The sequence below is a fragment of the Pseudophaeobacter sp. EL27 genome, assembly GCF_900313025.1.
In the GTDB taxonomy this organism is placed as follows: Bacteria; Pseudomonadota; Alphaproteobacteria; order Rhodobacterales; family Rhodobacteraceae; genus Pseudophaeobacter.
On record NZ_OMPQ01000002.1, the window covers coordinates 182,710 to 191,689 of the forward strand.

12 protein-coding genes are annotated in these 8,980 nt (G+C 57.7%); 8 read left to right on the top strand and 4 right to left on the bottom strand.

Translation table 11 applies throughout. The features are described from left to right. The first annotated feature begins 19 nt into the window (after nucleotides 1-19). From rpsP to rimM, 3 genes are all read left to right on the top strand, one after another. On the top strand, nucleotides 20-379 hold the full coding sequence (gene rpsP, locus ED661_RS01065; RefSeq protein ID WP_122072104.1) for a 30S ribosomal protein S16: 360 nt from the start codon (nucleotides 20-22) through the stop codon (nucleotides 377-379). 4 nt (nucleotides 380-383) lie between these two features. Next, nucleotides 384-1,061, top strand: a complete 678-nt coding sequence (gene bluB / locus ED661_RS01070; RefSeq protein WP_122072105.1) for a 5,6-dimethylbenzimidazole synthase — start codon at nucleotides 384-386, stop codon at nucleotides 1,059-1,061. Between the two features lie 149 nt (nucleotides 1,062-1,210). Then, nucleotides 1,211-1,726, top strand: coding sequence for a ribosome maturation factor RimM (gene rimM, locus ED661_RS01075; RefSeq protein ID WP_122072106.1), 516 nt, complete (start codon nucleotides 1,211-1,213; stop codon nucleotides 1,724-1,726). Between the two features lie 20 nt (nucleotides 1,727-1,746). On the opposite strand, the gene ED661_RS01080 is transcribed toward rimM, so the two are convergent. Beyond that, complete coding sequence (locus ED661_RS01080; RefSeq protein WP_162929992.1) at nucleotides 1,747-2,673, bottom strand: phosphotransferase; 927 nt, start codon at nucleotides 2,671-2,673, stop codon at nucleotides 1,747-1,749. Nucleotides 2,674-2,886: 213 nt separating this feature from the next. On the opposite strand from ED661_RS01080, the gene trmD reads away from it, so the two are divergent. Then, a complete protein-coding gene (gene trmD / locus ED661_RS01085; RefSeq protein WP_122072108.1) occupies nucleotides 2,887-3,732 on the top strand; it encodes a tRNA (guanosine(37)-N1)-methyltransferase TrmD in 846 nt (281 codons plus the stop codon). Between the two features lie 121 nt (nucleotides 3,733-3,853). After that, nucleotides 3,854-5,311 (top strand): M20 family peptidase, encoded by a 1,458-nt coding sequence (locus tag ED661_RS01090; protein ID WP_122072109.1) that lies wholly within the window; start codon nucleotides 3,854-3,856, stop codon nucleotides 5,309-5,311. A 94-nt stretch (nucleotides 5,312-5,405) separates the two neighbouring features. On the opposite strand, the gene ED661_RS21780 is transcribed toward ED661_RS01090, so the two are convergent. Together ED661_RS21780 and ED661_RS01095 are read right to left on the bottom strand one after the other, a co-directional pair. Continuing rightward, nucleotides 5,406-5,804 carry a hypothetical protein gene (locus tag ED661_RS21780; RefSeq protein ID WP_162929993.1) on the bottom strand — a complete coding sequence of 133 codons (399 nt, stop codon included), beginning with the start codon at nucleotides 5,802-5,804 and terminating at the stop codon, nucleotides 5,406-5,408. A 95-nt stretch (nucleotides 5,805-5,899) separates the two neighbouring features. Next, nucleotides 5,900-6,307, bottom strand: a complete 408-nt coding sequence (locus ED661_RS01095) for a hypothetical protein (protein ID WP_122072110.1) — start codon at nucleotides 6,305-6,307, stop codon at nucleotides 5,900-5,902. Nucleotides 6,308-6,674: 367 nt separating this feature from the next. Here ED661_RS01095 and rplS point away from each other — a divergent pair, with 367 nt between their 5' ends. From rplS to ED661_RS01110, 3 genes are all read left to right on the top strand, one after another. Beyond that, the gene (gene rplS / locus ED661_RS01100) at nucleotides 6,675-7,049 is read left to right on the top strand and encodes a 50S ribosomal protein L19 (protein ID WP_122072111.1); all 375 of its coding nucleotides are present in this window, start codon (nucleotides 6,675-6,677) and stop codon (nucleotides 7,047-7,049) included. A gap of 11 nt (nucleotides 7,050-7,060) precedes the next feature. After that, a complete protein-coding gene (rpmE, locus tag ED661_RS01105) occupies nucleotides 7,061-7,282 on the top strand; it encodes a 50S ribosomal protein L31 (protein WP_122072112.1) in 222 nt (73 codons plus the stop codon). Nucleotides 7,283-7,520: 238 nt separating this feature from the next. After that, the gene (locus ED661_RS01110; protein WP_009810714.1) at nucleotides 7,521-8,330 is read left to right on the top strand and encodes a division plane positioning ATPase MipZ; all 810 of its coding nucleotides are present in this window, start codon (nucleotides 7,521-7,523) and stop codon (nucleotides 8,328-8,330) included. Between the two features lie 157 nt (nucleotides 8,331-8,487). On the opposite strand, the gene ED661_RS01115 is transcribed toward ED661_RS01110, so the two are convergent. Next, nucleotides 8,488-8,904 carry a VOC family protein gene (locus tag ED661_RS01115; RefSeq protein ID WP_122072113.1) on the bottom strand — a complete coding sequence of 139 codons (417 nt, stop codon included), beginning with the start codon at nucleotides 8,902-8,904 and terminating at the stop codon, nucleotides 8,488-8,490. Nucleotides 8,905-8,980 lie beyond the last annotated feature (76 nt).

Below are 8,980 nucleotides of genomic sequence, written 5' to 3' on the forward strand. Positions count from 1 at the left end.
CCATCAAAGGAGACTACCCATGGCTATCAAACTTCGTCTGGCCCGTGGCGGCTCGAAAAAACGCCCCTTCTACCGCATCGTGGCTGCTGACAGCCGCATGCCACGTGACGGCCGTTTTGTTGAAAAGCTCGGCACCTACAACCCTCTGCTGCCCAAAGACAGCGAAGAGCGCGTAAAAATGGACATGGAGCGTGTTCAGTACTGGCTCGGCCAGGGCGCCCAGGTCACCGACCGTATCGCCCGTATGCTCGAAGCCGCTGGCGTTCGTGAAAAGGCCGAGCGCAACAACCCTAAAAAGGGTACCCCTGGCAAGAAAGCCCAGGAACGCGCTGAAGAAAAAGCAGCCAAGGCCGCCGAGCCAGCCGCAGACGCGGAATAAGGCAATGGGGTCGCGGGACCTGCCCCCTTTGGGGCGTGATGGGGAGGTGCCTGATGGTGCCTTTCCAGAGGCGTTCCGCGCCCAGCTTGACCATCTGATGCGGATGCGGCGCGATGTGCGCCGCTTTCGCAAGGATCCGGTTGATGAGGCAGTGCTCGCGCGCTGCCTCAACGCCATCCAGCTGGCCCCTTCGGTGGGGTTGAGCGAACCCTGGCGCATCCTGCGCATCACCAGTGATGCCGCGCGGACTGCAGCCCTGAAGAATTTTGAAAGCGCCAATGCAGAGGCTCTTGCCGGTTATTCCGGTGAGCGCGCCAGCCGCTATGCCGGCCTGAAGCTGTCAGGCATGCGCGAGGCCCCGGTGCAATTGGCGATCTATTGCGACGATGAAACCGCGCAGGGCCATGGCCTTGGCGCGGGCACCATGCCCGAGATGCGGCGCTATTCGGTGGTCACCGCCATAACTCTGTTCTGGCTGACCCTGCGCGCCGAAGGATTGGGGCTGGGCTGGGTTTCAGTGCTGGATCCCGATCAGCTCAGCCGTGATTTGCAGGTGCCGGAGGGCTGGCAACTGGTCGGCTATTTCTGCATCGGCCTACCCGAAGAGCTGCACGACAGCCCGGAACTGGAACGCCAGGGCTGGGAAATGCGTCAGCCCTCCTTGGCGATCGAGACACGGTGACCCAATGGGACGTCTGATCCGCCTTGTAATTTTTGTTGCGATCGCCTTTACCTCAGGCATTCTATTCGAGCGCAGCCATCAAAAGGACCTATGCGCACAATCTGGCGGCCAATGGATGCGCGCCGGGTTCTGCGCCGGAGAGTGAAGCCATGAGTGCCCCCCAAAGTGATATGATTTGCGTCGGCGCCCTTGCCGGATCTTACGGCGTCCGCGGCGAAGTCCGCCTCAAGAGCTTTTGCGCCCAGCCCGAAGAGATCGAAACCTATTCTCCACTCACCAATGAAGATGGTTCTCAAAGCTTCAGCCTGACCCTGAGCCGCGCCGTCAAAGGTGGGTTTTGTGGCCGCATTGCAGGTGTTGAGACCAAAGAACAGGCCGATGCCCTGAAGGGGGTGCGCCTGTTCACCACGCGCGACCAGCTGCCAACCCTGCCCAGCGACGAGTATTACCACGCCGATCTGATCGGCGTCGAAGTTTATGACACTGGCGGGGCACTACTGGGCACTGTGAAATCCGTGCAAAACCACGGCGCCAGCGATCTGCTGGAGCTGACGGGCGAAGGCCTAAAAGGCACGGTGTTCCTGCCCTTCACCCTGGCAGCGGTGCCCACGGTTGATCTGGAACAGGGCCGCATCATCGCAGATCCGCCAGAGGGTATTCTATAACCTAAAGCGGGCTTCCTTGCCTACCGGTTGGCCTCTTTCGTTTCGTTTGCACCCTTGGGCTCTGCTGCCAAAAGCCAATCAAGTCGGGCTGTGAAGCGTTCCAACTGGGCTTGCCGGTCAGTTGCCAGGTCCTGCCAGTTGCCGATTTTTTTCTTCCATTCCCTGAAAAGCTGTAGAGCAAAGAAAAAGTGAAACACCGGATCCTGCGCCAGATCCGAACCATAGCCCTGCATAAATGCCGCCCAGTCCGCTCCTGGTAGCCCAGCGAATCCCGACAGTTGGGCCTCGCCATCGTCCCGACCTTGATCAGTACAGTCGAAATGGTCTCCGGCATTGTTCCAGAACCGCGCCACGTCCAGATAACTTGGTTTGGGATCGGAGTTAAAAAAATCAACTCCCGTCACACAGTTTTCAGTGATCAGCAGGTTCAAAAGGTGAAAATCCCCGTGAGTTTGACTGCGTCGAAACTCTAACCCGCTGGCCCGTCGGCCAGCCCGATGAAGATAGGCACAAAGCCCCAAAAAACGCCTGGAACGCGCGATCTTGATTTTGCCTGCCCTTACTGCAGCCCCAGTGCCGATCACCTGCTTTAGAAACGGGCTTGGATGAAAGGGCTCGACGTAACCGGGGCTGTATTCATGTAGTGCTGCACAATAACGACCAATTCGGAGCAAAATATCAGCCCTATGACCAAAACCAATTTCGGCCCCTCGCAGCGCGCGGCGTCCCGTATCACCTATGGCAAACTCAGTGAGGGACAACCCCCTGTCCACATCACTCCAAAGGATCTGCGGCACCCCGCAGCCCGAGACGGATGACAGCACCTGCCGGGCCTGCTCCAAGGCCATTAGATTGCGGCGCAGAGCATCTGGATTGGAAGGGTGGATCTCAACCTTCCAGATGGCCCTTTCTCCTGAAGTGGCCTTCACGGCAAAGACACCGCGCACCGCATGAGGCAGATGCACCAATTTTAATGGCACCAGGCGTTCTCCCACCTGATCCGCCCACGGGGTGTTCACCTTGGCCTGCTGCCACGCTCTGCAGGCGCGATCAAAGATCGCATCTTCGCTGTCCGGAATTTTCTGGCCAATCGTCATCTAGGGGCCCGGCTCTTTCAAAGGGTGGGTTGCACGGGCGACCGTATACCGTAAAAGCAAAGAATGACTACACCAAAGCCCCCTCTAAACAAGTCCCATGGCCGCAAGGCCATCCGCCCGGTTCTGAAGCCGCGCGAACTGATGACGCCAACACCCGATCTGGCCGGTGTTTGGAAGGCCAAGATCCTGACATTGTTCCCGACCGCCTTTCCCGGTGTGTTGGGCGAAAGCCTGACGGGCAAGGCGCTGCAGGAGGGGCTGTGGCAGTTGGAGACGGTGGATCTGCGCGAATTTGGCGTCGGAAAACACCGTAATGTGGATGATACCCCGGCGGGCGGTGGCGCTGGCATGGTGCTGCGCGCGGATGTGCTGGGCAATGCCATTGATCACGCCATGCAGGACACCACCGCGCCGCGGGGCGGCAACTGGCCGTTGATCTACCTCACCCCCCGAGGCAAGCCAATGGATCAGGCACTGATGCAGAACCTGGCGCGCTGCGATGGCATGACGCTGCTTTGTGGCCGGTTTGAGGGCGTCGATGAGCGGGTCCTGGAACACTACAATATCCAGGAGGTCTCTCTGGGGGATTTTGTCATGACCGGCGGCGAGCTGGCGGCGCAGGCGCTGATTGATGCCACCGTGCGACTGATCCCCGGTGTGCTGGGCAATCAGGCCTCAACCGAGGAAGAGAGCTTTTCCTCTGGACTGTTGGAACACCCGCAATACACCCGGCCAGCGGAATGGCAGGGGCGCAAGATCCCGGATGTGCTGATGTCGGGCCACCACGGCAAGGTGGCCGAGTGGCGTCAGGAAATGGCCGAAGAAATCACCAAGGCCCGCCGCCCCGACCTGTGGCAGACCTATGAGGCCAGCAGACCCGCGCCAAAACCCAAGCGCAAAAAGAAGTGACGCATAGTTAACCACGACAGAACGCCCCCTTCTATGCATCATGCTCAAAATCATTTTTCATTTTGACTGAGACTACCCCTGCGCAATGCATCAGCGCAGGGCTCAGACGGGGAGCGAATTCATGGGTCGTGTATTGCTGCGCCTGTTGGCGGGATTGCTTTTGGTTGTGGTGGTCCTGGTGGCCGTGCTGCTGTTCAACACATTGCGTTATACGCCAGAAGCCGTGGCCAGCACCGGCGAACCCTATGATCTGAATACGAATATCGAGCAGGCAACTCAGGACCTGTCAGAGGCGGTCAAGTTTCGGACGGTCTCCACCGAGTTGAAACACCCGGATTTTGCCGCCTTCCTGACCTTTCTGGAAGAAACCTACCCGCTGGTGCACAGCACCATGAGCCGCGAAGTTCTGGCCCGGCAGACGCCGCTCTATATGTGGAAAGGCAGCGACGAGAGCTTGGCCCCTATTCTGCTGGCCGGCCATTATGACGTTGTTCCCATCGCCCCCGGTTCGCATGATCTCTGGGAGCATGAGCCGTTTTCTGGCGTCATCGACGATGAATTTGTCTGGGGCCGCGGCACCCTGGATGACAAGGGCGCAGTTATCGCCATGCTGACCGCCGCAGAAAAGATGATTGCCGATGGTTTCACCCCCAAACGCACGGTCTATTTCAGCTTTGGTGGCGATGAGGAAGTCGGCGGCCTGGGTGCCATGGCGGTAGCTGTTCACTTCAATAAGCTCGGCATTGAGCTGGACTGGATGCTGGATGAAGGCTCCTTTGTGTTGGATAAGGTCATCCCCGGCCTGGACCAGCCTGTGGCAAGTATCAACCTGTCAGAAAAGGGCTATGTGACCCTGGAACTGGTGGCCAAATCCGCAGGCGGGCATTCCTCGATGCCGCCCCGGGTGACGGCCGTAGGCCGCATCGCCAAGGCCGTGGCACGCCTGCAGGACACTCCGGTGCCGGGAGGGCTGAGCGGGTTGTCAGAGGAATTCTTTGACTCGCTGGGGCGGCATTTCTCCTTTGGTCAGCGTGTGGTCTTTGCCAACCGCTGGCTGTTCAAACCGCTGTTGGAATCCATCCTGGCGGCCTCCCCCACTACTGATGCCATGCTGCGCAGCACCACCGCACCAACCATGTTGACGGGATCGAGCAAGGACAACGTGCTGGCGGCTGAGGCCTCCGCCAAGATCAACTTCCGCATCCACCCCCGCGATACCGTGGCCGATATCGTCGAACATGTGCGCCAAACTATCGACGACCCGGAAATCGAAATCCGCTATGATGAAGACTTGGCAAACCCGGCCTCGCCAGTGTCTTCCTCCAGCGCTACCGGCTACGGCGACATCAAAACATCGATTCTGGATGCCTTTGGCCCCCTGGCCACGGTGCCCGGTCTGACCATCGCCGCCACTGATGCACGCCACTATGGCAAGGCGGCCAAGAACGCCTATCGGATCAATCCCTTCAAAATCGAAGGTTCGGATCTGGCGCGCTTCCACGGCACCAATGAGCGGCTGTCGATCGAGAACCTGGAGCGCGGCATCAATTTCTTTGGCGCTCTGTTGCAAAAGCAGTAAGCCAGATCTCTGAGACGCCCTCATCGTCGATGGGAACAACAAGCACCCCCTTTGATAGGGACGCTTGCCGGGTGTCAAAGTCAGCCGTGCCAGATCAACAGCGAAACCGCTGGCGGTCGAACTCGAACTCCGAAGGGGCGGTACATTTCTGCCGTTGATATGGAATTTGCCCGTTCGACAAAGCATAGTGATCGCCCGGCAGCCGTGCCACTACCGCCCTTTGAGCAAGGGAAAGAGGCTCGCAGGCAAAGGTGCCGCCAGTTTGCTTGGTAACGGGATTAAAGCTGTTAGACGGGTGGCGCCAACAAACGCTGCTTTGGCCCGCAACCCGATCCAACTTCCACTCTTCGGGTACTCCATGCGTGTTGCCTGGGTACCAAAGCCAAGCACGACCATCCGCCGACAAATAGTTCACCTGAAAGCCATGCGCAGGTGAAAAACTGAGGTAGGTCCAGCCGCCCTGAGGATATTCAGGAAAGACTGTATTGCGCATTGATACCTCCTCAATGCCCTTTGAGGGCGCACTAACACATCCCGCCAGGGTTGCAATCGCGCCACACAAGAGAAGCATCGAAGCTCTGCTGGGCTTTAACATGTCAGGTCGGTACGCCAGTATTTGAAGCTTTTGACTTTGCTCTGAATGCTGCGTAGATCACTGCTTGCCGAATACCCGCCAACCATTGTCAAAATACCCGCAGCATATTTCGCCTGACATCCGGTGAAGGATCTTGCCGCCGCTTCCAGGTCCGTTGGTGTATAGGAAAAACCATCACTGCCTGGAGCAATGAATGCAAAGGCCTTGGAGCTTGCAACGGCAATTTCAAATGGTTTGCCAGCATATGAGATCGACTGTCGCGTTTCCCACAGCGCCAGATTTTCTGCTTTTTGAGCGCGAATCTCCGCGCTGCTTGGCCCCCCAATGTCACTGTGATCAACGCCCGAACATGCCGACAAAGACATCGCCACAATCGCCAGTCTAAAAATGGTCTTGAACATCAATTTCTCCCTAAAACTTCACACACTCAAAACGAGTGTAATCTCCGGGTATATGACGGGTTCCAGGGCAGCAATCTCAAAAAGAAAGACCAACGGCGTCTCCAGGCTCACCCTTGATCTGGGCCTGCATTTCCCCTACAGACCGCCTACTTGGATTCGCTGTTGCGTCTCCGATTCGTTGAATATTGGACTGCTGGATCCTACCTGGCCTTCTTCGGTCATTGCAGCGCAGGCCAATTCGACAGCTTGAATGAACAGACGACCTAACCTCTGGCGGGCTGCTGATGCGGGACCCGGTGAAGACCAAGAGCTCTGAGGACGCGCAAATACTTCGTGGAAAACCACGAGCAAAATAGGAGAAGATCAGATGGACCTGATCGCACAGCTGGAGGCGGAACAAGTTGCCGCCCTGGGGAAAGACATCCCTGACTTCAAAGCCGGTGACACCATCCGTGTTGGCTTTAAAGTAACCGAAGGTTCGCGTTCGCGCGTTCAGAACTACGAAGGCGTCTGCATCAGCCGTAAAAACGGCTCGGGCATTGCCGGTTCCTTCACCGTTCGCAAGATTTCTTTTGGTGAAGGCGTGGAACGTGTGTTCCCTCTGCACTCCACCAATATCGACAGCATCACCGTTGTGCGTCGTGGCCGCGTTCGTCGCGCCAAACTGTACTACCTGCGCGCCCTGCGCGGTAAGTCCGCACGTATCCGTGAAGATGCAAACTACAAAGCCAAAAAAGCCTGAGGAGCGGTATCATGAAAAAAGATATTCACCCCGATTACCACTTCATCGACGTCAAAATGACCGATGGCACCATTCTGAAGATGCGCTCCACCTGGGGCAAAGAAGGCGACCAGATGGCGCTGGACATTGACCCCACAGTGCACCCTGCCTGGACCGGTGGTAACACCCGTCTGATGGATGCCGGCGGCCGCGTCTCCAAGTTCAAAAAGAAATACGAAGGCCTGGGCTTCTAAGCATCCCAAAACCTTTGGTTTCGAAATGCCGTTCCTTCGGGGGCGGCATTTTTTATTTTAGCTGCCAAAATCCTGGCGCGGCACAGCGGCGCCAATCAGACGGTCAAATGAGTCCTATTACAGGCCCTAACATGGGCTTTGTCGATGATTTGGGCGCTTTTCATTGATTCGCACCGACTCTATAGTCGGGACCAATACAACAGGCGCGAGCAGCGCGGCGAACCAAAGGGACCATAAGATGGCGCATATCATAGTCGTCGGCAACGAAAAGGGCGGCGCCGGTAAATCCACCGTCTCGATCCATGTGGCCACAACGCTGGCCCGGCTTGGCCATAAGGTGGCAGCGCTGGATCTGGATCTGCGGCAGCGCTCTTTGGGTCGCTACATTGAAAACCGCAAGGAGTTCATGGCCAAGGCGGCGCTGGATCTGCCCCTGGTGGAACTGCACGAACTGCCCGAGATTGACGCCGACAGCCTGCAACCGGGCGAAAACATCTATGATCACCGCCTCTCAGCTGCGGTCTCCAGCCTGGAGCCGGACAATGATTTCATCCTGATCGACTGCCCCGGCTCACACACGCGGTTGAGCCAGGTTGCGCACTCCTTGGCCGACACGCTGATCACCCCGCTGAACGACAGCTTTGTGGATTTCGACCTGCTGGCCCACACGGATCAGAAGGGCGAAAAGATTACCGGTCCTTCAGTCTATTCCGAGATGGTCTGGAACGCCCGCCAGCTACGTGCCCAGGCGGGTCTGAAACCCATCGACTGGGTGGTGATCCGCAATCGTGTCGGCACCCAGCGCATGGTCAACAAAGAAAAGATGGAACGGGCCATCAACATGCTGTCCAAGCGCATCGGCTTTCGTGTTGCACCCGGCTTTTCCGAACGGGTGATTTTCCGCGAGCTGTTCCCGCGCGGCCTGACCCTGCTGGACCTCAAAGACATCGGCATCAAGCAGCTGAACATCTCCAACATCGCCGCCCGGCAAGAGCTGCGCGACATGATGAAGGCAGTGAACCTGCCCGGCGTCGAGATCGACATCTGAGGCCCAAACAGTCACAGTGATCAAACTGAAGGCGCCCAAACATATGCGGGCGCCTTTTTGCATTCTCATCACGGTGCATCGCTTCGTCGGCCCTTATTCGGTGGCCCCTCTATAGTTGGGTAAGCTCCCCCAACACCTCCTTCCCAGCGGATCCAAACTAACCATCGCGCCCTGGCTCGCCGGGGTTGCTGGAGAACAAAGCGATCTTGTTGCCTTGGGGATCACGCAGATAGCCAACATAAAAGCGCGGCCCATAAGAGGCACGAAAACCTGGCTGCCCCTCGTCAAAGCCACCTGCGGCAAGTGCGGCGGCGTGAAGCTCCCGCACCTGACTTTGAGTTCGGGCCTCAAAGGCAATCATAACGCCATTGCCAGCCGAAGCCGGCTTCCCGTCGAATGTCGGCTTGACGTAAAAGTCTGGCAGCACAGGAAACTGCCCCGGCTGCACAGGCAAGGCATAGCTGAGCCCCTCAGGTCCTTCTTTCAGCCCATAACCAAGAGCGAGCAGAAACGCCGAATAAAACCTCTTTGCGCCTGCAATATCATCGGCACCAACTGTGACATAGGCAATCAAGACAGATGTTTCCTTTCGCAAGATCTACCGTTCAAGCGAGGCTCGTTTTGACATCGTCGGGCGAAATCGCCCCGCC